26 protein-coding genes and 1 riboswitch are annotated in these 22,239 nt (G+C 62.4%); of the genes, 15 read left to right on the top strand and 11 right to left on the bottom strand.

Features of this window, described 5'->3' with window-relative positions; genetic code table 11:
- Positions 1–8 precede the first annotated feature (8 nt).
- From M5J06_RS04400 to menE, 6 genes are all read left to right on the top strand, one after another.
- Positions 9–167, top strand: coding sequence for a hypothetical protein (locus M5J06_RS04400; protein WP_250224068.1), 159 nt, complete (start codon positions 9–11; stop codon positions 165–167).
- Positions 168–370: 203 nt separating this feature from the next.
- The gene (locus tag M5J06_RS04395; RefSeq protein WP_250224084.1) at positions 371–1,441 is read left to right on the top strand and encodes a metal ABC transporter substrate-binding protein; all 1,071 of its coding nucleotides are present in this window, start codon (positions 371–373) and stop codon (positions 1,439–1,441) included.
- Positions 1,441–2,142 (top strand): metal ABC transporter ATP-binding protein, encoded by a 702-nt coding sequence (locus M5J06_RS04390; protein WP_250224067.1) that lies wholly within the window; start codon positions 1,441–1,443, stop codon positions 2,140–2,142. Before M5J06_RS04395 ends, M5J06_RS04390 begins: the two co-directional genes overlap by 1 nt.
- The gene (locus tag M5J06_RS04385) at positions 2,139–2,957 is read left to right on the top strand and encodes a metal ABC transporter permease (protein ID WP_250224066.1); all 819 of its coding nucleotides are present in this window, start codon (positions 2,139–2,141) and stop codon (positions 2,955–2,957) included. The genes M5J06_RS04390 and M5J06_RS04385 overlap by 4 nt, the downstream gene beginning before the upstream one ends.
- Complete coding sequence (locus M5J06_RS04380; RefSeq protein ID WP_250224065.1) at positions 2,954–3,775, top strand: metal ABC transporter permease; 822 nt, start codon at positions 2,954–2,956, stop codon at positions 3,773–3,775. Before M5J06_RS04385 ends, M5J06_RS04380 begins: the two co-directional genes overlap by 4 nt.
- 6 nt (positions 3,776–3,781) lie before the next feature.
- A complete protein-coding gene (gene menE / locus M5J06_RS04375) occupies positions 3,782–4,924 on the top strand; it encodes an o-succinylbenzoate--CoA ligase (RefSeq protein WP_250224064.1) in 1,143 nt (380 codons plus the stop codon).
- Here the strand turns inward: menE and M5J06_RS04370 are convergent.
- The gene (locus tag M5J06_RS04370; RefSeq protein ID WP_250224063.1) at positions 4,921–5,595 is read right to left on the bottom strand and encodes a metal-dependent transcriptional regulator; all 675 of its coding nucleotides are present in this window, start codon (positions 5,593–5,595) and stop codon (positions 4,921–4,923) included. The genes menE and M5J06_RS04370 overlap by 4 nt on opposite strands.
- Positions 5,596–5,643: 48 nt before the next feature.
- Between M5J06_RS04370 and M5J06_RS04365 the strand changes: the two genes are divergently transcribed.
- Positions 5,644–6,534 carry a 1,4-dihydroxy-2-naphthoate polyprenyltransferase gene (locus tag M5J06_RS04365; RefSeq protein WP_250224062.1) on the top strand — a complete coding sequence of 297 codons (891 nt, stop codon included), beginning with the start codon at positions 5,644–5,646 and terminating at the stop codon, positions 6,532–6,534.
- Positions 6,535–6,542: 8 nt separating this feature from the next.
- Here the strand turns inward: M5J06_RS04365 and M5J06_RS04360 are convergent, their stop codons facing one another.
- The gene (locus M5J06_RS04360) at positions 6,543–6,884 is read right to left on the bottom strand and encodes a DUF4229 domain-containing protein (protein ID WP_250224061.1); all 342 of its coding nucleotides are present in this window, start codon (positions 6,882–6,884) and stop codon (positions 6,543–6,545) included.
- 43 nt (positions 6,885–6,927) lie between these two features.
- Between M5J06_RS04360 and M5J06_RS04355 the strand changes: the two genes are divergently transcribed.
- On the top strand, positions 6,928–7,242 hold the full coding sequence (locus tag M5J06_RS04355; protein ID WP_250224060.1) for a hypothetical protein: 315 nt from the start codon (positions 6,928–6,930) through the stop codon (positions 7,240–7,242).
- Here M5J06_RS04355 and M5J06_RS04350 read toward each other — a convergent pair.
- The 7 genes from M5J06_RS04350 to hemL form a co-directional block, all read right to left on the bottom strand.
- Entirely contained in the window at positions 7,239–7,496 is a 258-nt protein-coding gene (locus tag M5J06_RS04350; protein ID WP_250224059.1) for a helix-turn-helix domain-containing protein, read from the bottom strand. The two genes, M5J06_RS04355 and M5J06_RS04350, sit on opposite strands and share 4 nt — an antisense overlap.
- Complete coding sequence (ccsB, locus tag M5J06_RS04345) at positions 7,497–8,528, bottom strand: c-type cytochrome biogenesis protein CcsB (RefSeq protein ID WP_250224058.1); 1,032 nt, start codon at positions 8,526–8,528, stop codon at positions 7,497–7,499. It abuts the gene before it with no gap.
- Positions 8,529–8,669: 141 nt separating this feature from the next.
- Positions 8,670–10,301 (bottom strand): cytochrome c biogenesis protein ResB, encoded by a 1,632-nt coding sequence (locus M5J06_RS04340; protein WP_250224057.1) that lies wholly within the window; start codon positions 10,299–10,301, stop codon positions 8,670–8,672.
- A gap of 12 nt (positions 10,302–10,313) precedes the next feature.
- Positions 10,314–11,120 (bottom strand): cytochrome c biogenesis CcdA family protein, encoded by an 807-nt coding sequence (locus tag M5J06_RS04335; RefSeq protein WP_250224056.1) that lies wholly within the window; start codon positions 11,118–11,120, stop codon positions 10,314–10,316.
- Complete coding sequence (locus M5J06_RS04330) at positions 11,117–11,722, bottom strand: TlpA disulfide reductase family protein (protein WP_250224055.1); 606 nt, start codon at positions 11,720–11,722, stop codon at positions 11,117–11,119. Before M5J06_RS04330 ends, M5J06_RS04335 begins: the two co-directional genes overlap by 4 nt.
- Positions 11,722–12,330 (bottom strand): histidine phosphatase family protein, encoded by a 609-nt coding sequence (locus M5J06_RS04325; protein ID WP_250224054.1) that lies wholly within the window; start codon positions 12,328–12,330, stop codon positions 11,722–11,724. The genes M5J06_RS04330 and M5J06_RS04325 overlap by 1 nt, the downstream gene beginning before the upstream one ends.
- Before the next feature lie 31 nt (positions 12,331–12,361).
- Positions 12,362–13,696, bottom strand: coding sequence for a glutamate-1-semialdehyde 2,1-aminomutase (gene hemL / locus M5J06_RS04320; protein WP_250224053.1), 1,335 nt, complete (start codon positions 13,694–13,696; stop codon positions 12,362–12,364).
- A gap of 202 nt (positions 13,697–13,898) precedes the next feature.
- Between hemL and M5J06_RS04315 the strand changes: the two genes are divergently transcribed.
- The 4 genes from M5J06_RS04315 (at position 13,899) to M5J06_RS04300 (ending at position 18,169) form a co-directional block, all read left to right on the top strand.
- Positions 13,899–14,372 carry a hypothetical protein gene (locus tag M5J06_RS04315; RefSeq protein WP_070521052.1) on the top strand — a complete coding sequence of 158 codons (474 nt, stop codon included), beginning with the start codon at positions 13,899–13,901 and terminating at the stop codon, positions 14,370–14,372.
- Between the two features lie 223 nt (positions 14,373–14,595).
- Positions 14,596–16,206, top strand: a complete 1,611-nt coding sequence (locus tag M5J06_RS04310; RefSeq protein WP_250224052.1) for a permuted SH3 domain-containing protein — start codon at positions 14,596–14,598, stop codon at positions 16,204–16,206.
- Positions 16,203–16,877 carry an ABC transporter ATP-binding protein gene (locus M5J06_RS04305; protein WP_070821651.1) on the top strand — a complete coding sequence of 225 codons (675 nt, stop codon included), beginning with the start codon at positions 16,203–16,205 and terminating at the stop codon, positions 16,875–16,877. The genes M5J06_RS04310 and M5J06_RS04305 overlap by 4 nt, the downstream gene beginning before the upstream one ends.
- Positions 16,874–18,169, top strand: coding sequence for an ABC transporter permease (locus tag M5J06_RS04300; protein WP_070686622.1), 1,296 nt, complete (start codon positions 16,874–16,876; stop codon positions 18,167–18,169). The genes M5J06_RS04305 and M5J06_RS04300 overlap by 4 nt, the downstream gene beginning before the upstream one ends.
- A 166-nt stretch (positions 18,170–18,335) precedes the next feature.
- On the opposite strand, the gene M5J06_RS04295 is transcribed toward M5J06_RS04300, so the two are convergent.
- Positions 18,336–18,650 (bottom strand): DMT family transporter, encoded by a 315-nt coding sequence (locus M5J06_RS04295; protein WP_046647795.1) that lies wholly within the window; start codon positions 18,648–18,650, stop codon positions 18,336–18,338.
- Between the two features lie 11 nt (positions 18,651–18,661).
- Positions 18,662–18,732: riboswitch (guanidine-III (ykkC-III) riboswitch) on the bottom strand.
- Positions 18,733–18,757: 25 nt separating this feature from the next.
- On the opposite strand from M5J06_RS04295, the gene M5J06_RS04290 reads away from it, so the two are divergent.
- Entirely contained in the window at positions 18,758–19,597 is an 840-nt protein-coding gene (locus tag M5J06_RS04290) for an NAD(P)-dependent oxidoreductase (RefSeq protein WP_070533936.1), read from the top strand.
- A gap of 9 nt (positions 19,598–19,606) precedes the next feature.
- On the opposite strand, the gene M5J06_RS04285 is transcribed toward M5J06_RS04290, so the two are convergent.
- On the bottom strand, positions 19,607–20,230 hold the full coding sequence (locus M5J06_RS04285) for a Fic/DOC family protein (RefSeq protein WP_070533937.1): 624 nt from the start codon (positions 20,228–20,230) through the stop codon (positions 19,607–19,609).
- Positions 20,231–20,613: 383 nt separating this feature from the next.
- Between M5J06_RS04285 and M5J06_RS04280 the strand changes: the two genes are divergently transcribed.
- Complete coding sequence (locus tag M5J06_RS04280; RefSeq protein ID WP_070533938.1) at positions 20,614–21,192, top strand: ABC transporter ATP-binding protein; 579 nt, start codon at positions 20,614–20,616, stop codon at positions 21,190–21,192.
- Positions 21,192–22,208, top strand: coding sequence for an ABC transporter permease (locus M5J06_RS04275; RefSeq protein WP_250224051.1), 1,017 nt, complete (start codon positions 21,192–21,194; stop codon positions 22,206–22,208). Before M5J06_RS04280 ends, M5J06_RS04275 begins: the two co-directional genes overlap by 1 nt.
- Positions 22,209–22,239 lie beyond the last annotated feature (31 nt).

Raw genomic sequence — 22,239 nt, 5'->3', positions numbered from 1 at the left:
AGCCTGACGTGCTTTATTTTTCCATTGCCCTCGCGGCCATCGCGCTCGTTGCCGTCATCGGTTCCCGCGTGTGGATGCTGCGCCACATCCAGCAGGCCCAAAAGGATGGTGAGCGCCCCTTCGACCAGGAGGACGAACTCATCAATCCCTACGAGCACCACGGTTAACTAGCGCTTTATGCCCACACGTGGGCACCCATACCCACTTGAGTTCAATGCATTGAACTTTTTATTCCATCGCGCTACTCTCTTTTTGATGCATCGTTGAAAATCAATCACTTCGATCTCTAAGGAGAGACCCCCTCGTGTCCAATCATCGCCACCCCCAACGTGCCGCCCTTCTCACTCTTGTTGGTGCCACCGCCGTGGCCATGACAGCCTGCAGCACGTCCGCTGACTCTGCTAAGGATTCTTCCAGCGCTGCTGAATCCGACACCATCACGGCCGTCGCCACCACCACCCAAATCTGCGACTACCTCACACACATCGCAGAAGGCGGCCTCACCCTGGAAAAGACGGATGCCCAAGGAGAGAAAACCACCACCGGCAACGGTGACACCACGCTGGAGCTAACCTGCTTGCTCGCCCCGAATGCCAGCGCCCACGAGCACGAGATGACTCCGAATCAGATGCAGGCGCTCGCCCAAGCGGACTACCTCTTTACCAACGGCGTTGACCTCGAGCACTTCTTGGATCAAGCCATTGCTTCCTCCGGGTTCCACGGCACTATGGCTGTGACCTCCGGTGTGAAAAACTCCGGTGACACCCCCGAAGGCATCAAGGTGAAGGAAGGCTCCCACCGCATCGACGTCAAGCCGTGGCCGTTTGCTGGCGAAGACGGCGAAGAGCCGGAATTCAGCCACGATCCGCACGTGTGGACTTCCCCGAAGCAGGCCAAAATCCAGGTAGAGAACATCGTCGAAGAGCTGGCCACTAAGGCTCCATCTGTTAAGGAAGCCGGTGCAAGCTACGAAAAGCAGCTAGAGGATCTAGACGCCTGGGCGGCCAAGTCCCTAGGCGCCATCCCGCGTGAGGATCGCGTTTTGTTCACATCACACGATGCCTTCGGCTACTTTGCCAACGCCTACGATGTCACCTTCATCGGTTCTGCATTGAGTGATTTCAACAACCAGCAAGACGCCACCGCCTCCCACATCGATGAGGCAGCACGCACCGTGCGCGAATCCGGCGCCAAGGCCATCTTCGCGGAGAACTCCAATAACTCGAAGTCCATCGAGGCTATCGCGCGCGCCGCTGGCGTGAAGGCCATTACCGCTGAGGACGCCCTCTACGGAGACTCCTTGGGTATTCCAGGCAGCGCGGGCGAGACCTACATTGGCTCCCTCATCCACAACGTTTCCACCCTGGTCACCGCCTGGGGAGGAAAGCCGGCTGAACTGCCAGAATCCCTATCCGAGTTCGACTCCGCTCTCGCCCACTAATGGATTCTATACTGCGGCTTCACAACGCCTCCTGTTCTTATGGCTCTGTCCAGATCCTCAGCGAGGTCAACCTCGACGTAAAGAAGGGGCAGGCAGTTGCGCTCCTAGGCTCCAATGGCGCAGGAAAATCCACCCTGTTTAAATCCATCGTCGGCCTAGCCTCACTCCATGGACTTGAAACTCCTCGCCCGCGTTTGGGTTATGTGCCTCAACACCAAGACACCGATCCCACCTTCCCCGTCACCGCGTATCACGTGGTAGAGATGGGGATGCTCAGAAACGCTACTTGGTGGCAGCGCACGCTATCGATGCGCAGCTTCCGACCCCGCATCATAGAAGCACTCGAGGAGGTCGGCCTAGCGGATATCGCAACCACGCGTTTTGGTGAGCTCTCCGGCGGTCAGCGCCAGCGCGTCCTCATCGCTCGCGCGCTGGTATCAGATCCGCAGCTGCTGCTTTTGGACGAACCTTTCAACGGCCTCGACCAGACCAGCCGCCAGGTTTTGCTCGACACCATCACGAGGTTGAAAAAGCGCGGCGTAGCCTTGCTCATTTCCACGCACGATCCTATTTTGGCCCAGCGCACCTGCGACTGGGCTGGGCTCATTGCTGATGGCACGCTCACCCGCATGAATACCGAGGACGCCGTGGAGCGCTATGCCCAGGCCACGTCCTTCCTGCGCGAGGAGATACGGCCATGATGCTGTTGCTCACCGCTCCTTATATCCAGCGTGCACTCGTCTTCCTCCTTATCTTGGCGATCGCAGGTGCAGTGGTCAGTGCGGTGGTCAACCTGCGCCGTATGGAGTTCACTGTCGAGGCCACCGTCCACTCGGTCTTCCCCGGAATCGTCGTCGGCCTTGCCGTCGGCGGTATTGCCGGTATTCTGCCTGGTGCGGCGCTAGTGGGAGCGATAACCGTGGCCGTTTTTGTGGCATTGAATGCGCGTCAGCGTGGTACCTCCGATGCCGGCACAGCGGTAGTGTTGACATCCATGTATGGGCTCGGCGTGGTGATCAGCCTGCGCCATGGTGATACATCGGGGCAACTCGAGGCCCTCATGTTTGGCCGCTTGCTCGACCTCACTGCGGCCCGCCTCTACCCCGCTGCGGCCTTTTGTATTCTTGCCGCAGTGGTTCTGACAGTGACGTGGCGCTACCAGGTCGCCGTGGCCTTCGACCCCGTTGCGGCCTCCGCGCACGGCATTCCGGTCACCGCGGTCACGGTGACAGCACACGCGGCCGTGGCCATGGTGGTGGTCGCGGCGTCGGCAGCCGTTGGCGTCTTGCTGGTCTTAAGTTTCCTCGTTGTTCCCGGTCTTGCAGCGCGGCTTATGGCCCGCGGCCCCGGCAGCATGTGCCTAGCCGCTGCCGTGCTCTCAGTTGTAGCGGTGCTAGCCGGCTTTATAGCGATGCTCACGCAGACTTCCCACCAGCTCTCACCGCAGGCCATGGTGAGCCTCGCTCTAACGCTCACGCTGATTCCTGCGCTGATTATGCAGAGGAGGGTGCGATGAAACTAGCAGATCCCAGCATCCTCGTATTACCTGCAGCCGAAGCCATCGCCGTGGGTATGTTGGCTGGGCTTGTGGGCGCCTTCGTAGTGCTCAGTCGCCGAGTATTTTTCGCCGAGAGTCTCTCGCACGGCATCTTTCCCGGCGCGGTACTGGGCGTCGTGGGCGCTACTGCCTGTGGAATACACGCCACCTCCGGCCTGATGGTGGGTGCTGCGCTGGGGTGTATCCCACTCATTGTGCTTACCCGCTTCCTGGGCGGGGTGCGCGGGGTCAGTTCCTCCGCCGCAGCGGGTGTCACGTTGACCGTGGGCTATGCCTTGGGCATTGTCTTACTTCGGTGGTTCCAGCCACTGCCTATCCGCGTAGATACCTTCTTGGTCGGTTCTCTGACCACGGTGGATTCCCGCGATGTCACAGTGGCAGTAGCGCTGCTCATTGCCTGCCTAGTCATTCTGGTGCCGTTGCGGCGCCAGCTCATCGCCACCGCCTTCGACAGGGACTCGTTCCGTGCTTCGGGCGGGCCAACGCAGCTGTGCGAATACCTCGTACTCGGTACGGCTACGGCGACCATGGTAGCGCTCGTCCCCGCGGTGGGAACCATTTTGTCCCTCGCGCTGCTCGTGGCACCGGCTGCCGGCTTGCGCTGCTGGGTTGCCAGCCCAGGACACCTCCTTGCAGGCTCGGCACTGGTGGGAGTTGTTCTCGCTACGGGTGGTTTGGCAGCGGCAGTCATCTTCGATCTTTCCGCCGGCGGCACCATCGCCGTATTGGCGGGTGTGTTCTACGTGGGAAGTACCGTGTGCCGGGCGCTACGCTAACTACCTGTGACTCACATCCTCTCTCCGTTACCCGTAGATCCGCGTGACCCCGCTGCCATACTCGAAGATTTGGAGGCGGCTATCGCGGGGCAAGCAACCTTATTGCCACTTCCGGCGGATGACTTAACCCGCGCGCAGCTACTGCGTAACCACATGCGGGCGGGCGAGGCCATCGATTCCTCCATCGCGCTCGTCGTGGCAACCTCTGGGTCCACGGGCACGCCCAAAGGCGCACAACTCACAGCTGCCAACCTGGTCTCGAGTGCGGACGCTACGCATCGCGCACTAGGTGGCACCGGCCAGTGGCTGCTGGCCATGCCGGCTTCTCACATCGCGGGTATCCAAGTTCTCGTGCGCTCGCTCGTCGCGGGGGTGGAACCGCTGTGCTTGGACCTCTCACACGGCTTTAATATCGGTGATTTCTCCTCTGCTGCACACGAGCTTCATGCGACTGGGGATCGCTCCTACACTGCGCTGACCCCGATGCAGCTGGCCAAGGCCATGGATACGTTGGCGGGCATCAAGGCCCTGCGCACCTTTGATGCCATCCTCGTTGGGGGTGCTGCCACCCACCCGCAGCTGCTGGACTCGGCGAGGAAGCTGCGCATCAACATTGTCACCACCTACGGGTCTTCGGAGACGTCCGGGGGCTGCGTCTACAACGGCTCTCCTCTTCCCGGCGCGCAGGTGCGCATCGGCGAGAATGGCCGAATCTACCTGGGTGGGCCCATGATTGCGCAGGGCTACCGAAATGTGGATTCCTCTGCATTTAACGTTGATGAATCCGGAACCTCCTGGTTCGCTACCTCGGACGCCGGCGCGCTTATCGACGGCCACCTCACCGTCACCGGGCGCCTCGACGCCATCATCAACACCGGTGGGCTCAAGCTCCACCCGGAGCAGCTAGAACAACATATTCTGCACGTGCCCGGCGTAGAGGCAGCCTGCGTGGTGGGTATCCCAGACCCGCGACTGGGCCAGATGGTGGTCGCGGCCTATAGCGGCTGGGCCTCGCGTACCGACATTCTTGAGGCTCTCGATGACCTCCCTCGCTGGCAGGTGCCGAAGGACCTGCTGCGTGTGGACTCACTGCCCACTATTGGACCGGGCAAAGTGGACCGCCTGGCTGTGGCCGAGTTGTTTGCCTAAGCCGGGTGTGCCGGGCGGACGGTGACGTCCCGTGCGGCAACCTCCGCGAGGGAAAACTCATCAGCGCCGTGGCGGACTTCCACCAAGCCCGCGATGCGCGCGATAACGACGACCTCATCGCCCACGCCGACACCGCAGCGATCGAGGTAGCGCAGAAGTTCAGAGTCCTCATCGCAGACGCGCTGGATGATCAGGGGGACGTCGACAGGCGCACTATCAAGGGTGCCGCCCTCCAACACGTCGATGACGCCCTGTGCATCCGGAATAGGATCGCCGTGCGGATCGCGGGTAGGTGAACCTAGGTGTGCGTCGAGGCGCTCTATGAAGAGATCGGAGCACGCATGCTCCAGCAGGTCGGCGTCCGCGTGAACCTCATCCCAGGTATAGCCCAACTCCTGCACGAGGAAGGTCTCGAGCAGGCGGTGACGGCGAACCATCCCCATGGCCAGGGTCTTGCCTTCTTTGGTCAGGCTTACCCCGGCGTAGCGCTCGTGATTGACCAGCCCCTGGGCGGCAAGGCGCTTAATAGCTTCGGAGGCAGTGGGCACCTTCTGGCCCGTGCGCTGTGCAATCTGCTTGAGCGGAACCGCCTGCCCACCTAGGTGCTCGGAAAGATCCCACACCACCTTGAGGTAGTCCTGGGTCCGTTCAGGCAGGTCGTGGAGATGCATGGCCACCATTCTATCCGGCCCCTGAAACCGCGTGGCACAATACTAGCTATGCCGAATTCTGCCTACACTGCCACTCCTGCTGATTGGCTCCAGGGCGCGCGCCCGCACACCTGGGCCAACGCCTTCGCCCCCGTGATTGCTGGTACCGGTGCCGCCGCGGCGGCCCACGGTCTGCACTGGGGCCGAGCATTGCTGGCGCTCATCGTGGCCTGGGCGCTCATCATCGGCGTGAACTACGCCAACGACTACTCCGATGGCATCCGCGGCACCGACGATGACCGCACCGGCCCCCAGCGCCTGACCGGCGGCGGGCTGGCCAAGCCGCAGCACGTCAAGTTCGCGGCCTTCGCCTCCTTTGGCGTGGCGGCTATCGCCGGCATCTCCCTGTCATTGGCCGCAAATGCTGCCTGGTTCGTCCTCGTCGGCGCCGTGTGCATCGCCGGTGCGTGGTTCTACACCGGCGGCAAGAACCCCTACGGCTACCGCGGGTTCGGCGAAATCGCCGTCTTCGTTTTCTTCGGCCTCGTCGCAGTCCTCGGCACCGAGTACACGCAGGCCGGCCGCATCACATGGACGGGCCTTGCCTTGGCCGTGGGAATTGGCGGCATGAGCTCCGCGGTGAACTTGGCCAATAACATCCGGGACATCCCCTCCGATCAGGCCACCGGAAAAATCACTCTGGCCGTGCGCCTGGGTGATAAGAAGTCCCGCACGCTATTCATGACCCTGTTGCTGCTGCCGGTACTACTCACCATCGGCCTAGCCTTCGATTCCTGGGCAGCGCTCGCTTCGCTGCTCTACTTCCCCCTCGCGCTGGGCGCCATCCGCACCGTCAACCGCGGTGCGCGCGGGCCCAAACTCATCCCGGTGCTCGGAATGACTGGCCGCGCGATGCTGGTGTGGGCGGTTATCAACGCAGTAGCGCTGGCTCTGGTTTAGCCTCTGATTTAGCGGCCAGCCAGCTCCTCCTGGACCCACTTCTTGTGGGCCTTGCGCTGTGCGGAGTACTCCGCCAAGGTCTGGGTTGCTTCCACCCGCCACCTGGAGAAGATCAGCATGGACAGCGGCAGCGCCACGAACAGGGCCAGCAGCGCGGAAACCAGCAGCGGAAAAGTCTGGAGCACCGCCATCGCCAGTAGCTGAATCACCACGGTCAACACGATAAACAGCACCACGCGGGCCGCGCCATACTTCCACAAAGCGACGCGGGAGCGGCGCTTGAGCGCGGGGTCCGGCTGGGGCGGCTCGGGGTTCTGGGAGGCGTTGGTGGTGTTTTCTGTCTGGCTCATAATTCTCACTTTTGCTTCGCGGGCATTCCGTAGAATACAACGCATGGGTCGATTGATACTACTACTCTTGTTTGTCCTCGCGGCAGTCCTCGTCTGGAAGGCTTTTGGTCCGTCGAGTTGGAATAAGAACGTGCAGCAGGCGCAGCAGCCGCAGCGCCCGGCAATCAAGGGCCCCGATGATGACGAGGAATTCTTGTGGAACCTGGAGAAGCAGCGCTTCAAAGAGCGCCGCGCCAAGGAGCGGGAGGCCCAGCGCAAAGAGGAAGAGCGCCGGCGGCGCTCACAGGGCCAGCAGGAACCCAAGGCCCCCGAGGACAAGGACATTGAAGGCAAAGACTCTAAGGGGAAAGAGGCCTAGTCCTTCGGCACAAAAGCCACCTCGAGGCCGAGGGCCTCGGCCACCGCAACGACCTTTTCCCAGCGCACGCCGGAGCCACCGTGCTCAATGGTGTGCAGCGTGGAGCGCGAAATCCCGGCCTTTTCAGCCAGATCCTGCTGCAGGATGCCCAGCTCGCGACGGCGGTGCGCGAAGCCCTCACCGAGAGCAATGAGCTGCGGGTTATCGCCCGCCGGCTTGCCCGGCTTATGCCGCGGCTTAGGGGTATCCGCCATTTAGTTCAGCCCCGCGTAGGAGTGCAGGCCGGAGACAACCATGTTGATGAAGAACAGGTTGAACACCATGAGCAGCATCGCCGCGATGTTGATGTACGGCGCGGCCTTGCGAAAAGCCGGCGTCGCGCGGGCGTGCAGGTAGGCGGCGTAGAGGATCCAGGTGGCGAAGGACACGGTCTCCTTCGGATCCCAGCCCCAGTAGCGGCCCCACGCGGACTCCGCCCAAATAGCGCCCAGCACAATGCCTAGGCCCAAGGTCGGCAGCGCCACGACGCCCAAGCGATAAGCCAAGCGGTCGAGCTTCTTAGCCGAAGGAAGCGGGCGAGCAATCACGCCAAAGAAACCAGACTCATTGCCCTTCGGCTGGAATTCACGCAGCACGCTGAGCAGAGAGGCAATACCGGAAACGACGCCGATGGACGCGCCCAACGAGACCACGGTGACGTGAATCGGCAGCCAGTGAGACTGCAGTGCCGGAACCACTGGAGCGGATTCCGCATAGAGTTTGGTGGAGCCATAGAACATCAGCGCCAGGATCGGAGTAAGCAGCCACGGCCACAGGGTGCGCCACTCCTTGCGCTGCATGGCGATGGTCGCCACCACCATGGCGCCGGCGGTCACCATGAGCACGTACTCGTAGAGGTTGCCAAACGGGAAGCGTCCCGTTGCCAGACCGCGCAGCACGATGGCAGCCAGGTGCAGGGCGATGCCCAGCCACAGCAGCATCTGAGTCATGCCGCCGAGTTTGTCGGCGTTCTCCTGCTTCTTCGCCAGATCCGCATCTAGTTCAGCATCGGGGCCAGCGCTGGCGGTCGGGGGGACGTCGCCAAGCACGGCGCCATCTGCCGAAGCCCCCACGGTGGCGAGCTCACGCTGCTGCGGTGCAGCTGCGGTGCGGGCGCGCATGGCCTCAATGATGCTCTGCATCCGGCCGTAGTACACCAGGGACAGCACCAAGGCGAGCGCATAGACGACGAACGCGGTTTGCACCGCGATGTCTGAGAAGTTGGACAGATTCTGATCAACCTGCATGAGTGGGAAACCTTGCCTTCACAATCGTGCCTACCCCGTGCGCCACGCACGAGGCTGCATGAACGGAGAGATTTATGGTGTCCATAAGGCTACCCCCTTTTCCCAGCTGTATCCAACTTTTGAAGGATACGGTCCGCGCCTTTAGTCGGCGGAGTAGAGTTCGTCTTCCTCCAAGTCATCGGGATCCGGCAATTCCAAAAGCTCGCGGTGTAACTTGTGGAACTCCTCAGACCAGCCCGCGCGGTCGGTGCGGGCAAGCCCGCCCATCTCAACGTCGGTGCCGCCGTTGGCACCCGGGCGGATGCGTACCCAGACGCGGCGGCGCTTGATCACCAGGGAGCCGACCAGGGATACCAGCATGACCAGCGCGGACACCAGAACCCAGCTTTGGAAGGGATCATAGGAAACCTGGTAGTTCGCAAACTCGGAGGCACCGTCGAAGGTGACCTTGGTGCCGTCGTCCAGCGTGACCGATTCGCCCTGGGTCAGGTTGACGCGGTCGATCTTTTGCAGCTGCCCCGAGTGGACCAGGCTGGAATCGAGGGAAAAGAAGGACTGCGGCTTGCCCGTGTCCAGGCCGGCATCGCCGCGGTAGATATCGATAGCCACCGCCGGATCCAGCATCGCCGGGTAGGAGGATTGCAAGAGCTTACCGTTCTCACCGGACCACTCGGCGGTCGGCGCAAACAGGCCCTGGATGGCGATCTGGTTCTGGCGGCGCTCAAACAGGTCCGGGTACATGCCCGACGGCGGATCGAAACGCATCACGCCCGAGGAGAGAAAGAACGTGGTGTCATTGGGCTGGAACTGGATGGTCTGCGTGCGCTTTTCACCGTTGGGCCACTCCACCGTCATCGTCGGCGCAAAACCATGGCCCTGCAGGTAGACGCGGTTGCTCTCAATACGCAGCGGGTGGTTGACCTGCAGCTTGTAATCCTCCCAGGTCTCCGGGTCCGTGAAGATATCATCGCCGGCGGCATAGGACACATCGGAGGTGAACATCTCCGCCTGGCCATTGGGCAGGTAGTCCGCGGTGAAGTCGTGGGCCTTAAAGCAGAAGGGGTGCAGACCCGTGCCGTCGAAAAGCGGGCCTGCGCGGAAGGAGTCATAGACGGAGGTTGAGGTATTACAGAACTCCGTGGACTGCGGCTGCTCTTGGGTCTGGCCCTGGGAGTTCTTTTCCGTCACCACGATGACCTGGCCCTCATAATGCACCAAGCGCCCGGCTGCCATGGTGAGCAGGATGGCCACGAGCGCGATGTGGAAGATGAGGTTGCACAGCTCGCGGGCATAGCCGCGCTCCGCCGAGAAGGACTGAGCGCCCGCGCGGTCCTTCTCCGGGGAAACCTCGCTCACGCGCCACTTCTTCAGCATCGCCTTGGTGGCCGCGGCAATCTCCTCCGGGGGCTTCTCCGAATGCCCGGTGGCGTTCAGCGGCATCTTTTCCAGGTACTTCGGCGCGCGCGTCGGCGGGGTGCGGTAGGCCTTGTAATGATCCCAGGAGCGCGGGATGATGCAGCCCACCAGAGAAATCATGAGCAGGACGTAGATGGCCTGGAACCAGACGGAGGAGAAGACGTCGAAAAGCTGCAGCTTATCGTAGATTTCCGCAACCTTGCCGTTGGTCTCAATGAAGTCATTGACATTGGACTCGTTGAGCGAGCGCTGCGGCAGAAGCGAACCCGGAATGGCTGCAATGGCCAGCAGGAAGAGCAGCGCCAGCGCGGTGCGCATGCTGGTCAGCCAGTGCCAGGCCTTGCGGATATATCTCACGAAAATTCTCCTTTACAGCAGCGTCGCGCCATAGGACACGGTCCACTGGCGGATGGCGTTGATGAAATCTCCCCACAGTCCGGTCAGCAGCGCCAGGCCGACGAGGATCATGGCGATGCCCCCGAGAATCTGGATGGTTCGGGAGTGCGTGCGCATCCAGGACACGGTGCGCATGGCCTTAACCGAGCCCAGTGCCACGAGCAGGAAGGGCAGGCCGAGGCCCAGGCAATAGCCGATGATGAGGATGGTGCCGCGCAGCGCGGTGGTTCCTTCGGTTCCGACGGAGACGGACATGATGGCGGCCAGCGTGGGGCCCAGGCACGGGGTCCAGCCCAGGGCGAAAACCCCGCCGAGCAGCGGCGCGCCCAGCCACGTGGTCCAGCGCCGCGGCGCCATGCGCGTGTCCTTTTGCAGCACCGGTACCACGCCCATGAACACCACACCCATGAGGATGGTGATGACGCCGCCGGCGCGCATGAGGGTGTCCGCGTTGAGAGTCAGCGCCGAAATGGCGCCGAAAACTGACACGGTGGCTAGGACGAAGACGACGGTAAAGCCCAACACGAAGAGTGCTGCGGCACCGACGACGGCCCAACGCCGGCGCTTGCCGACGCCCACCCCCAACTCCTCGTCATAGCTCACCTCACCGCCGACCACGGAGGCGAGGTAAGAGATATAGCCAGGAACCAGTGGAACCACACACGGTGAGGCGAAAGAAACCAATCCGGCCACGGCCGCGGCGAACACTCCGAGAAGGAGCGGGCCGGACACGGCGGCATCGGCAAAGTTTTGTCCCACACCGTCAGCGGCAAGGATCACTGTTCTTTCTCCAGTTCGTCGACGACCTCGAGGACATCCTTCTCCGTGATCTCGGTCAGGAAGACCGCGGCGGGGCGGTGCTGCTTATCCAGAACGATGGTGGTGGGCACCACGGAGGTAGGAACGCCGCCGAGCGCCGCGGCCGTCTTGAAGGGCGGATCGTAGATGGAGGGGTACTCCAGCCCGTTATCGGCCATAAAGTCCCGGGAGATCTCCGGGTTGAAGTCCTTGACGTTGATGCCTAGCACGGTGCCGACCTTGCGCTTTTGCAGCTCCGCGTGGATGGCCTGGAGGTCATCTGATTCGGAGCGGCACGGCGCGCACCACTGGCCCCAGGAGTTGAGGACGACGATCTGGTCCTTGAAATCCGAGAGCTTGATCGTCATGGACTCATCCCACAGGTCCTCGCCGGAGAAATCCTTGAGCGGCTTGCGGTCTTTTTCCGCATAGCGGATGGTGGTCTGCCCGCCGGGCGAGATGAACTGGAAGGTACCGCCGGAAGCCACGGCGTTCTGTGCGTTGTCCTCGCTTTGCGCACAGCCAGCCAATGCCAACACAGCGACAGCGCTGGCCACCGCAGCGCGAATAGTTCTGCGTCCCATTAGATGTCCTGTGCCGGTTCGGAGTAGAAGATATCGATGATTTCGCGGTCGCGGTAGACCAGTGACGTCACCGAGGCCAGCGCGCACTCGCGGTTCCACGGCGCGTGGGCCAGGCGCTTGCCCAACACGGTGCGCTGCACCATGACGATGGGTAGCTGATGGGACACCACGATGGCCTCGTGTCCCTCGGCCTTGGAGCGGGCACGCTCGGCGGCGTCCATCATGCGCGCGGCGATCTCCTCGAAAGGCTCGCCCCACGAGGGCTCAAGCGGGTTGACCATGAGCGGCCAGCGCTGCGGGTTCCACAGCTGCGAGTTCCAGCCCTTGGTGCGCAGGCCCTCGAAGCGGTTTCCGGACTCGATGACGCCCTTGTCGACGTCCACCTCCAAGCCCGTTACCTGTGCAATCGGCAGCGCGGTTTCCTGCGCGCGCTGCAGCGGCGAGGCCGCCAGGTACGTCACGTCATGGCCTTCGAAGGCTTTCGCCGTGCGCGCGGCCATCGAATGCCCACGGGAGGACAAGTGATAGCCCGGGATGCGCCCGTAGAGGATCTTATCCGGGTTATAAACCTCGCCGTGGCGGACGAAGTGGACGATGGTGGTGGACATATACCTGTGTCTATCCCCTCAAATGGTTGGTTTACTGCGGGCGCTGCGCGCTGGCGGCGGCCTGGGCGGCAGGCTTGAGAGCTGCCTCGATTACCTCAAAATCATTGTCCGTGAGCGCATCAGACACAAACCAGGTCTCGAAGGCTGACGGCGGGACGTACACGCCGCCCTCCAGCAGTGCGTGGAAGAAGGGTGCGAAGCGCCAGGTATCGGCGGCCTGCATATCGGCGAAGTTGCGGCCCTGGCCCTCGGCGAAGCGGATGGAGAACATCGTCTCCGCGCGCTGGATGTGGTGTGCTACTCCGGCGGCATCAAGCGCCTCGGTGATGAGACCGGTCAGGCGATCCGCATTGGAGTGCAGGCGCGGGTACAGCTCTTCGTTGGCCAGCTCCAGAGAGGCCAGACCGGAGGCCATCGCCACCGGGTTACCGGACAGCGTGCCCGCCTGGTAGACGGGGCCAGCGGGGGCGAGGGAAGCCATGACGTCGGCGCGGCCGCCGAAGGCAGCAGCGGGCAGGCCACCGGAGACCACCTTGCCGAAGGTCACCAGGTCACCCGCTACCCCATCGACACCGAACCAGCCCTTGTAGGAGGTGCGGAAACCGGTCATGACCTCATCGAGGATGAGCAGGGCGCCGTCGGCATGCGCGATCTCCTTGAGTGCCGCATTGAAACCCTCCTCTGGGGCCACGGTGCCCATGTTGCCGGCGGCTGCTTCGGCGATGATGCAGGCGATCTCTCCCGGATGCGCGGCGAAGGCCTCGCGGACGGCGTCGAGATTGTTGTACGGGACGACGATGGTGTCCGCAGCCGAGGCACCCGTGACGCCCGGGGAATCCGGCAGCGCGAAGGTGGCCACGCCGGAGCCAGCCGACGCCAACAGCGCATCCACGTGGCCGTGGTAGCAGCCCTCAAACTTCAGGACCTTGGCGCGGCCGGTGAAACCGCGGGCCAGCCGCACGGCGGACATGGTGGCCTCGGTACCGGAATTGACCAGGCGCACCTGCTCCACCGCGGTGCGCTTGACGATGTGCTCCGCCAGCAACGTCTCGCCCTCGGTGGGCGCGCCGAAGGAGAGGCCATCGGCAGCCGCCTTCTGGACTGCCTCCACGATGGCCGGGTGGGCGTTGCCGTGGATCATCGGGCCATAGGAACTAACCAGGTCGACGTACTCGTTGCCGTCGATGTCCCAGAGGCGCGAGCCCTCGCCACGGGCGATGACGCGGGCTTGGCCACCCACGGATCCGAAGGCGCGGACCGGGGAATTCACGCCACCCGGGGTGACCTTCGTGGCGCGCTCGAACCACTCGGCGGACTGGGACGTATTCTGCTGATTTCGCTGGCTGGAGTTAGGCATAGCCCACATTGTATCGGTTTTAGCCCTATACAAAAGTTTGAGTCCCCTTGTGTCCTTCCGTCCTCCCTCCACTGCCTCCTAAGCGGCAGCAATCGCTCGCGCTGCGCGCCCGCTACTGTGGCGCTATGCTGGCAGCACACTGTTGATTCTGCCTTTCCTTATTTAAGCGCTGGGGTGCGCTGTGGAGAGGCACTACTTAAGGGGGATTCCCATGGCATCGCGCCGTTTTCTTGTCATTCTTGCCTGCCTTCCACTGTCTGCCTGCGCTGCCACTCAGGCAGAAACCGCTCCGCGAACCGAACCCAGCCCTACCACCTCGGCCCAACCAACGTCCTGGCAGCCGAATGCCCTGCCCCAGCCGGTCAACCGCTTTGGCGACACCACCTCTATCTCGCCCGCCCCGGCCGAACCGGAATCTGAAACCGAGGCGCCCGCGCCCGCACCCACGACCGTCGAGGCCCCCGCGCCACGCATCGAAGTAGAAACCGTCACCCTCCCCGCCCCGGCGCCCGCACCCCGTCCGGCCCCACCGCAGCGGCCCAAGCCCAAGCTGGAACTGCCCGAGCCCCCGCGGGTGCCCACGTCCATCCCCATCCCGCCAGAAGTCCAAGCCGGCCTCGACCGCATACCGACACTTCCCCCGCTGCCGCGCGCGGAGGATATACGCATCGATGTGCCCTTCTAAAAGGCGGATACCAAGTACGTTTCGATCAAATAGTGGCAGAAAAACGCCCATTTTCGGACCCTTAGTTGATCGAAACGTCGCCAATCCTCATGGCCTCACACCATCTAAGGGTAGACCCTGATCTACCTCCTATATTCCCCCGCTGTACATGACAGGAAGCATAGCCGGGAGTTAAGCTGAACCCGATTTTCAATGACGGCGTTTACCTGACAGTAAGGGACTCATGAACAAGAAAGCTCTCGGCATCACCGCCGGCGCTATCGCTGCGGTTCTCCTCGCAGGCGGTGGTGGAATGTACGCACTAACCAGCGGCTCCTCCGACATTCAGCTCACCGCTAGCGATGTCACGACAACCGCCAAGGAAGACCTCATCAGTTCCGTCTCCGCCACCGGCACCGTCTCCGCCGAGCGCGAGATTTCTCTGACGAGCTCACTGACCGGACCCATCCAGTCCCTAGACGCGAAGGTGGGTGACCGCGTCGAGGCCCAACAGCTGCTCGGCCGCATGGACACCACCGAAACCGAGCGCGAGCTCGAAGCCCAGCGCACCTCCCAAGAGGCAGGCAAGCTCGAGGCCGTCCACCAGATCGAGGACGCCCAGCTTCAGCTGCGCCAGCTTCAGGATTCCCTCGACCAGGGCCTCAACCCGGAGGTCAATAGCGCCCAGTCCGCCGTGAATTCGGCGCAGACCGAGTACGCCGAGGCGCAGCGCAAGCTCGACGATGCCCTCGCTACCAAGGGCGACCGCCCCGAGGTTGCCGAAGCCCGCGCGGCCGTCGAGCAGGCGCGCTCCGGGGTGCGCGATGCCGAGTCCAAGTCCTTCCAGTCCGCGCTGGCCTCCATCGGCACCGCCACCGAGGACCCTTCCGGCATCAACACCGCCAGCGCTTTCTTAAGCTACCTGGACTCCGATGAAGCTGTGCAAGACTCCGAGCGCCAATTGAAGGAATCCGAGGAATCCTATGGCCGCCTCCTCCGTGGCATCGACCGCGAGCTCGGCGAACAGCAGCGCGCCACCGCCGCTTCCTACCAGGCCGTCTCCGATGCCGAGCGTGCACTGCAGGCCAGCAACCTGGCCATCGAACACCAAATCGCCTCCCAGTCCCAAGCGGTGAACCATGCGGTGGAGACGGCGGCGTCGGCAAGCGCCAGCAACGCCAAGGAGAATGGGCCTCTGGAGTACACGCTCTCCCAGGCCGACCTGCGCTCCCCTCTGGCGGGAGTTGTCACCTCCGTCAGTGGTGAAGCCGGCATGCCCGCCGAAGGCCCCATCCTCACGGTGGCGGATGATTCCTCGCTGTTGGTGAAGTCCACGGTCAAGGAGGGTGACATCGCCCGCATCAAGGTCGGCGATGAAGTCACGTTCACCTCGCCGTCGAGCCCCGGCAAGGAGTACAAAGGCAAGGTCACCTTCATCTCCCCCACGGCCGAACAACCTGAGGTAGAAGCCGGTGCAGGTGGCGGCTCCGGCAAACCATCTGGTTCCACCAAGCCTGAGTTCCCCGTGCACATCCGCGTCGATGGCAACCGCGAGGGCCTGCGCCTTGGTTCCACCACGAAGGTGAAGATCATTACGGAGAAGGACAAGAACGCCATCACCGTGCCGCTCTCCGCCATCTATGAAGAAGGCGGCAAGAAGAACGTCCTGGTCATCGACAACGGCACGATCCAGGCGCGCGAGGTGAAGATCGCCAGCGAATCTGATTTCTCCGCCGCCATCGCCTCCGGCCTCAAGGAAGGCGAGACCGTCATCAGCCAGGCGGATACGCATAAGGACATGATCGGCATGTCCGCCTCCGTCGATGGCTCCGATGATGCGGAAGAGAACGCATGAGCCGCCTCATTGAGATGCGGGGAATTGTCAAACGCTTCAACGAGGGCCTCGACAGCGAGCTGACCGTCATCCCCGGCCTCGACTTCAGCGTGGAGGAAGGCGAGTTCGTGGCCGTCGTGGGCCAGTCCGGCTCCGGCAAGTCCACGCTCATGAATATCATCGGCTTGCTCGACCGCCCCACCGCTGGTGAGTACCAGCTGGCTGGGGTGGATGCGCTGGCGCTTGGCGACGACAAACTAGCCTCCTTCCGCGGCCAAAAAATCGGTTTCATCTTCCAGAATTTCAACCTGATCGGCCGCATGTCCGCGCTGAAGAACGTGGAGATGCCCATGGTTTATGCGGGTGTTTCAGCCCACGAGCGCACCCAGCGCGCGGAAGAGCTTTTGGAGATGGTCGGCATGTCCGACCGCATGAATCACCTGCCCAACGAGCTATCCGGCGGTCAGAAGCAGCGCGTGGCGGTAGCCCGCGCACTGGCCAACCAGCCGGATATTCTGCTGGCGGACGAGCCCACCGGCGCACTGGATTCCCAGACCGGCCGCATGGTCATGGACCTCTTCCACGAACTGCACCGCACGCATGGAAAAACCATCTTGTTCATCACCCACAACCCGGAATTGGCTGATGAATGCAGCCGCACCGTCACGATGAAGGACGGGGTGTTGTCATGAATTTCGCTGAATCCACCAAGATGGCGCTGACCAGCCTGCGCACCAACAAGATGCGCTCGGCGCTGACTCTCTTGGGCGTCATTATCGGCATCGCCGCGGTCATCGCCATCGTCACGCTCGGCCACTCCTTGCAGTCCTCCGTGCAGAAGGACTTAGACAAGGTCGGCGCGAACAACTTCACCGTCCAGGTCAAGGAGCGTCCTGAGGAGGGCGAAGAAGAAGAGGCTGATGATCCTTTCATGGGCGGTGGCTTCGTCGAAGACGAATCCTCCATGCTCACCCCTGACATGCTGGACCGCGCCAAGGAGGTCTTGGGAGATCAGATCGCCGGCATCAATATCGGCGAATACAGCTCTTATTCCGGCGCCCTCGTGGTCGAGGGCGAATCCGGGGAGGAGACCGCCAACCTCCTGGTCCGCCCCACCAACCCGGACTATGTCTCAGGCTCGTCCTATTCCATCGTGGCCGGGCGCTTCCTCAGCGAAGACGATATCGATTCCAGCCGGGCAGTGACCATGCTGGATAAGGAAACCGCCACCAAGCTTTTCGGCGCTCCTGAAGACGCCATTGGCCAATACGTGAGCTTTGAAAGCCAGGAGGCCTCCCCGATCGAGCTCGCCGTCATCGGTGTTTTTGAGGAACCGCAAACCGGGCCTTTGGTGGGCGGTGGCCCCAGCCAAACCGCCTTCGTTCCCTACCCGCTCGAGGCCGAGTTCTCCGATTCCCCGGGTGCTGGCACCGCCTTCAGCGAGGTCACCGTTCGCGGCAACCCGGACTTGGATAAGGCCGCGGTAGCCAGCAACCTGCAGCGCGTCTTCGATAGCTACTACAAAGACAACCCCGACTACATGGTCAAGGTATCTGACTTCAGCGATGACCTCGCGTCCTTGAACCAGATCTTCACCACGATGAGCCTGGTACTCGCGGCCATCGGCGGCATCTCGCTGCTCGTCGGCGGCATCGGCGTGATGAACATTATGCTCATCACCGTTACCGAGCGCACCCGCGAGATTGGCATCCGCAAGGCGCTTGGCGCACGCCGCCGTGATATCCGCATCCAGTTCATCACGGAGGCCATCGTGGTCTGCCTCATCGGTGGTCTCATCGGCATCGCCATCGGCACCGCCGCTGGCATGGCGGGCGCGGCCGCCATCGGCTCACTCGTAGCGCCGCCGCTGTGGGCGGTCATCCTCTCGCTGCTCTTCTCGCTGGCTATTGGCCTCTTCTTTGGCTACTACCCCGCAGGCAAGGCCGCGAAGCTGGACCCGATTGAGGCGCTGCGCTACGAATAGCGACGCGTTCAACCGAACCGGAACAAAAAGATAGCCCCAGCATCGCTGGGGCTAGAGCTTATTTGCCTTGCGGCTTGATATCCAGAAGCCTACTACGTAAGTACACAGGCGTCCACCCACCGATATGATGATTCTTCTTCGTCGTCGTTTCAAACGACGACGCCTCCTAATGCACCACCTTCAGGCCCACGATCCCACCAATGATCATGGCGAGGAACAGCACCTTCCAGACGGTTGCCGCCTCGTGCCCGGCGGCGAAGGAATAGATGACGGTAACCACCGCGCCCACGCCAGCCCACACCGCATAGGCCGTGCCCACGGGGATGGACTTCATGGCCCAGCCCAACCCGCCCATCGAAATGGCACAGGCAACGAAAAAGACCACCGAGGGCCACAGGCGGCTAAAGCCCTCCGACTTATCCAGCGCCGCTGCCCACACAGCCTCAAAGGCGCCGGAGAAAATCAACACAAACCACGACATGGCCAGCCCTTTCTGGCCGTCTTGTCGCGTCACCGGGTACGGCTCCCTCGTCCGGGGCTCGCATAAATCGCGGCGAGCCTGCCCACAATAATGGCACACTGGGCGGCATGAAGATTGCATTCCTAGGTACTGGCCGCATGGGCACTGAGCTCGCCCGACACCTCCTCAAGAACCATGAGCTCACCGTTTGGAACCGCACCGCCGAGCGCGCGCAGCCGCTGGTCGAGTCCGGCGCTACCCTCGCCGATTCGCCCACCGCCGCCGTAGAGGGCGCAGAGGTCATCATTACCTCGCTCTTTGGCCCCGATGACATCCGTGAGCGAGTCATTGACGCCAACCTCATCCCGGAGGGCGTGACCTGGATCGATACCACGACCGTCTCCCCCGATGCCGCCCGCGAATTCGCTGCCGCGGTCGACTCTTATGTCCACGCGCCCGTCGTCGGCTCGCTAGGCCCAGCACGCGAAGGCAAGCTCGGCGTTTACGTGGGCACGCCTGACGACGACCGCCGCGAGCTCGCCATGACCATCGCCGAGCCGTGGGCCGATGAGAACAAGCTCATCGGCGTGGAGTCCGCCGCCACCGCGGCGATTGGCAAGCTCCTGGCCAACCTAGCACTTGCCGTTACCGCGGAGGGCGTGCTGGAAGCACTCCACCTCGGCGAGTCCGAGGGCCTCGATTCCGAGGTCATCCTCGAGATGCTCGACATCACCGGCCTGGCCTTCATGAAGAACATGAAGGGCCCGTTCATCACCGGCGAGCGCAACACCACTCCGGGTGACTTCACCGTGGATGCCCTGTGCAAGGACGCCAAGCTCATGGAGATGACCGCCAACAAGCCGCTGCCTGCAGTGGCCGCCGCCATCGAGCGCTTTGAGGAACAGCAGGCCATGGGCCACGGCGACCAGGACTTCTCCTCCATCTTCGTCTTCCGCAACAAGGGCTAGCCTCGAGAGCTAGGCACTGCGCTTTCCGACGAGCCCGCGCAGCACCTCCTCCAGCTGCGCGTTATCCCCCGTGTCCTGGCTGTGAAAGCGCGCGGCAATAAACTCCGCGCGTACGCGGCTATCACTCGCTAGCCGCTCCACATTAAGTTGGTATCCTGCCGCCGTAACCAGCGCATCAAAGAACACCGTCTGCGTACGGGTATTGCCTTCCCTAAAACTATGCACCACATTGAGCTCGCCCCACAGCTCCGCCAGCTTGGTCACAAACTCATCAATCTCTAGGCCACGCAGAAAATCATCCTTCGCCAGCCCCGCAAACAGCTTCTCTGCTGCCTTCGTCATTTCCGGCCCCGCCGGATAGTAGGCATGCCCAGCCTTAATCATGAACTGGTCTGTAGGGGCAGTCCGCTCTTCACCCGCCCAGTCATACACATCCTGAAAAAGATGTCGATGTATAGCCTTGAAGTGCGCGTAGTCAAAAGCACCTTCCACAGGTGCCGACTCCAACTCGGTTATCCGAAGAAATACAAGCTTTTCTTCCAAGATCCGTAGTTCTTCTGCGTCATCTAACCCCAAGCGATTCTTCAGAACCTTGGTCCCTGGAATGAAATAGCTCTCCCAGCCCCCGCTCATGTTTCTCCCCCGCGCTCTATTTCAGCGAAGCTCGCCGAACACGAGCGATAGCTTCGTCGGCAGATAATGTCCCTGCAGCCACCTCGCGGCCCAGCTGGCGCACGTACTCATCAGTCACATCGTGGCCTGCTAGACGCAGCGCAGCATCGCTCAACGCTAACGGATCACGGTCGCTACTACTGCTTTCAATTTGAACAGGCTCCGACATTGCTATCCTCCCGAGTTTTCAACTACATTTTCTCTCATTTTAGCAGCTCATGACACCAATCCCAAGGGTGTTTCCCACCTCGAAAAGAACGTTCGGGGCGTGCATTTTGCTAAACTTCATAAATAAGTTTTAACTATTGTCTAGCCGCCCAATGTAAGGAGCACGCCGCCCAGCAATGCTTTCCATCGACGCCGATTATGGGCATTCCACGCCCCTTGGACATCTTGAGAAGGACTTCGCCCCAGGCCGCATCTATGGCCTCGCTGGGCCCAACGGTTCAGGTAAATCCACGTTGCTAGCCACGCTCGGCGGTGAGCTTGCGCCTCTCGAAGGCTCAGTGGAGTGCGACGGCCATCCCGTCGGCACGAAGGAGCAACCGGGTGCTGTACTTACGGTGGCTGAGCCGGTTTTCCTCCCCGACCTCACCGTGGGCGAGCACCTGGACTTGATAGGAAAGGCGACAGGGGTGGACGTCGCCAAGCTCTGCGAACTCTGGGCGCTTGAGCCTCTCCTCCCTCACCCCGCCTCGCGCCTGTCCTCAGGCCAGCGCCAGCGCGTGTTCCTGGCCGCACAGCTGTACCAGCCGGCGCGCGCAGTGCTTATCGACGAGCCCGAGCGCCACCTCGACGCCACCTGGACTGAGTTCCTCGCAAGCGAATTGCGCTACCTAGCCGACGAGGAGAATCGCTGCATCGTCGTGGCCACGCATTCCGACACGATCACCCAGGCCTGCGACGAGGTGGTGCAGCTGTGATGCGCACGCTATCCCGGCTAGGTGATGGCATTTGGTATCTCATCCTCGCCGGTATCGTCATCGGCTTCGGCTACACAGGATGGCAAGAAGTCAGCGCCGTCGTGCCTATCATCCCGGCGCGCATCACGCTGACTGGTGTCGCTCCTATTGCCGGCATCGTGGGACTGCTCGCTCTCATCATGTTCGCCGAGACTCTTTATCCCCTACGGGCGCTCTCCCGGGAACGTTGGGTGTACGTTGATCGCCCACACGGCAAACTCCGCGGTACCGACTGGATCACATGGACGCAGCTGATCGGGTTCGGGGTCTTAGGTCTCGGCATCTGCGTGTCCACCGGGCTATCCCCGTGGTTCGCGCTGACAGTCCCGGCCCTGCGTTTCGTCGTGGGGTGGCGCTCGTTCACGCTGGCTTCGCTTCTCAGCGCTGGGCATACGCGCCTGGTCGGTGGATCCGGCCTTGGTCTGCTTGATTCGGAGGTCACCTCTGATGCCATTGCGAGCCAGTCCGCCTGGATTCCTCGTCGCACCCATGCGCCCTCCACGTTGACGGGTCTCTTCTTCCGTCGTCTGGGACGACGGTGGTACATCGGCGTCGGTGCGCTCGCAGCCCTCGGCTTGACGTTGGGGTTCGCCCCACAGCTCGGGGCGCTGGCTATCGTCGGATTCATGTCCGCGTGGAGCATCGTCGGCGCGGCGGTTGGGCGCGCTGCCTCCTTCGGCCGCGTCAGCGACGATGCATGGCCCGACTGGGGCCTTCCCCTTATCGCTTCAGTGGGCACGGCGCTCCTTGGTGCTGGTGTCCTCCTCTTGGTGTGGAAGCTCTCCGCCATCGCAGTGGTGCTCATCATCGCCGGTCTTAGCTGGGCGTCGTTTAAGCGTTCCCGCCCGGCACAGGTAGACAGCATGTCCATGCTGGACAGCGGCGGCTTCGGTGTCTCCTTCTCCCCCGAGGTGCTGCACTACATTGCCCGCGGCGCCCTCGGTCTTGGTGTGGCGGCCCTTGCGCTGGGGTATTAGCCGGGCTAGTCTTTCGGGCATGAAGATTTTT

This window comes from Corynebacterium intestinale, from assembly GCF_023574125.1.
In the GTDB taxonomy this organism is placed as follows: Bacteria; Actinomycetota; Actinomycetes; order Mycobacteriales; family Mycobacteriaceae; genus Corynebacterium; species Corynebacterium hesseae.
The sequence above is the reverse complement of the archived record's forward strand: the minus strand, read 5'-3'. Positions and strand labels throughout refer to the sequence as shown.

Coding starts and splice junctions, on each gene's coding strand:
- M5J06_RS04350 (WP_250224059.1), bottom strand. CDS start 7,496: ATGGCGGATACCCCTAAGCCGCGGCATAAGCCGGGCAAGCCGGCGGGC.
- M5J06_RS04365 (WP_250224062.1), top strand. CDS start 5,644: ATGCCGAATTCTGCCTACACTGCCACTCCTGCTGATTGGCTCCAGGGC.
- M5J06_RS04380 (WP_250224065.1), top strand. CDS start 2,954: ATGAAACTAGCAGATCCCAGCATCCTCGTATTACCTGCAGCCGAAGCC.
- hemL (WP_250224053.1), bottom strand. CDS start 13,696: ATGTGGGCTATGCCTAACTCCAGCCAGCGAAATCAGCAGAATACGTCC.
- M5J06_RS04355 (WP_250224060.1), top strand. CDS start 6,928: ATGGGTCGATTGATACTACTACTCTTGTTTGTCCTCGCGGCAGTCCTC.
- M5J06_RS04385 (WP_250224066.1), top strand. CDS start 2,139: ATGATGCTGTTGCTCACCGCTCCTTATATCCAGCGTGCACTCGTCTTC.
- M5J06_RS04275 (WP_250224051.1), top strand. CDS start 21,192: ATGCGCACGCTATCCCGGCTAGGTGATGGCATTTGGTATCTCATCCTC.
- M5J06_RS04285 (WP_070533937.1), bottom strand. CDS start 20,230: ATGAGCGGGGGCTGGGAGAGCTATTTCATTCCAGGGACCAAGGTTCTG.
- M5J06_RS04360 (WP_250224061.1), bottom strand. CDS start 6,884: ATGAGCCAGACAGAAAACACCACCAACGCCTCCCAGAACCCCGAGCCG.
- M5J06_RS04295 (WP_046647795.1), bottom strand. CDS start 18,650: ATGTCGTGGTTTGTGTTGATTTTCTCCGGCGCCTTTGAGGCTGTGTGG.
- M5J06_RS04370 (WP_250224063.1), bottom strand. CDS start 5,595: ATGCATCTCCACGACCTGCCTGAACGGACCCAGGACTACCTCAAGGTG.
- M5J06_RS04290 (WP_070533936.1), top strand. CDS start 18,758: ATGAAGATTGCATTCCTAGGTACTGGCCGCATGGGCACTGAGCTCGCC.
- M5J06_RS04395 (WP_250224084.1), top strand. CDS start 371: ATGACAGCCTGCAGCACGTCCGCTGACTCTGCTAAGGATTCTTCCAGC.
- M5J06_RS04305 (WP_070821651.1), top strand. CDS start 16,203: ATGAGCCGCCTCATTGAGATGCGGGGAATTGTCAAACGCTTCAACGAG.
- M5J06_RS04280 (WP_070533938.1), top strand. CDS start 20,614: ATGCTTTCCATCGACGCCGATTATGGGCATTCCACGCCCCTTGGACAT.
- M5J06_RS04325 (WP_250224054.1), bottom strand. CDS start 12,330: ATGTCCACCACCATCGTCCACTTCGTCCGCCACGGCGAGGTTTATAAC.
- M5J06_RS04390 (WP_250224067.1), top strand. CDS start 1,441: ATGGATTCTATACTGCGGCTTCACAACGCCTCCTGTTCTTATGGCTCT.
- M5J06_RS04310 (WP_250224052.1), top strand. CDS start 14,596: ATGAACAAGAAAGCTCTCGGCATCACCGCCGGCGCTATCGCTGCGGTT.
- M5J06_RS04330 (WP_250224055.1), bottom strand. CDS start 11,722: ATGGGACGCAGAACTATTCGCGCTGCGGTGGCCAGCGCTGTCGCTGTG.
- M5J06_RS04300 (WP_070686622.1), top strand. CDS start 16,874: ATGAATTTCGCTGAATCCACCAAGATGGCGCTGACCAGCCTGCGCACC.
- M5J06_RS04315 (WP_070521052.1), top strand. CDS start 13,899: ATGGCATCGCGCCGTTTTCTTGTCATTCTTGCCTGCCTTCCACTGTCT.
- ccsB (WP_250224058.1), bottom strand. CDS start 8,528: ATGCAGGTTGATCAGAATCTGTCCAACTTCTCAGACATCGCGGTGCAA.